Source organism: Pseudobacillus badius (genome assembly GCF_002189605.1).
GTDB lineage: Bacteria > Bacillota > Bacilli > Bacillales > Domibacillaceae > Pseudobacillus > Pseudobacillus badius.
Genome location: NZ_MWMM01000060.1, coordinates 1 through 1,075 on the forward strand (window position 1 = coordinate 1; position 1,075 = coordinate 1,075).

2 protein-coding genes are annotated in these 1,075 nt (G+C 34.2%); one reads left to right on the forward strand and one right to left on the reverse strand.

The genetic code is table 11. The features are described 5' to 3' along the window. Positions 1-290: 290 nt before the first annotated feature. Positions 291-521, reverse strand: coding sequence for a hypothetical protein (locus B1A98_RS20025; protein ID WP_087903807.1), 231 nt, complete (start codon positions 519-521; stop codon positions 291-293). Between the two features lie 114 nt (positions 522-635). On the opposite strand from B1A98_RS20025, the gene B1A98_RS20670 reads away from it, so the two are divergent. Continuing rightward, the gene (locus B1A98_RS20670) at positions 636-776 is read left to right on the forward strand and encodes a hypothetical protein (RefSeq protein ID WP_158286053.1); all 141 of its coding nucleotides are present in this window, start codon (positions 636-638) and stop codon (positions 774-776) included. Positions 777-1,075 lie beyond the last annotated feature (299 nt).

A 1,075-nucleotide genomic window follows, 5' to 3' on the forward strand; every position in this document is an offset into this window, starting at 1 on the left:
AAAACGTATCATGATTTATCATTTGTATTCGAGAAAAGAAAATGGACTCCTTCTTAAATTCCTAATTGTAAAAATTAGACATGCGGAAAGTCAGTAAAAACATCCCACTAAATAGAGAAAAAGAAATATCCAAAATGTTGCAGCAATATACTTTAAATTAGCTTTTACCAAAAACAACTCCTTTATGACCGTTTATTGCACCTATTACTGGCAGTGTCGCAAGGAAAATAAATATTAGCCCCAATACTTGTAACATAGTGAGAGATTGACATTGTAATTTTAGAGGTTAATTATAGGTTTTGAATTATCCCATACAATCCCAATGGTAAAATTAACAATCCACCACATAGAATCATAGATTTTACAATCCAATAATTATAAATACCAGGAAGAGGTGTAATATCCTTTAGTACATCAAACTCTTTTAAAAATCGCTTTTTAGTAAGATAGAATAACCCAAAACCCCAAAAGACCAATCCAAAAATTGTAATCAAGATAGCCCAAGTTAATTGACCCTCCATTTATTTCCTCCTTTTTATAGTAAGTCATAGGTTACCTATACTTTTTTAAGATTTTTTCTAGCTCCAGGAAGTCGTACAAACAAAGCATCCTTGCTGTTATTACACTCTCCTGCAATGAGTGAAATTGAAAACGTAGTGACATATGAGGATATCAGCGTAAATACGGAGCTTGATGTGATTCGGGCTTTATCGGAAGAAGCTATTAGACAAAAGAAAAAGCACAAGGTTGTTATCATGGTTGAAATGGAAGAATGAGGGGAAGGCATTTTGTTAAAAGATACCCCCCTCCTGCTCCGTGAAGTGCTGATATCATGATATTGAAGTTGCTGGGATCGGCACAAACTTTGCTTGTTTTGCAGAAATAATGCCAACCGAACAAAAAATGAATAACTTATTAGCGTTTCAAAATTATGGTAACCACTATTTAAGAGGCGTTGCTTTGTCGAGATTTTTTCATTGATTGCTGTTTATTTACTATCTGTACAATAAGGCCGATTAACACCCCAATTAACGCTGGGACAAGCCAGCCAAAACCGGAAGTGTATAATGGTAAT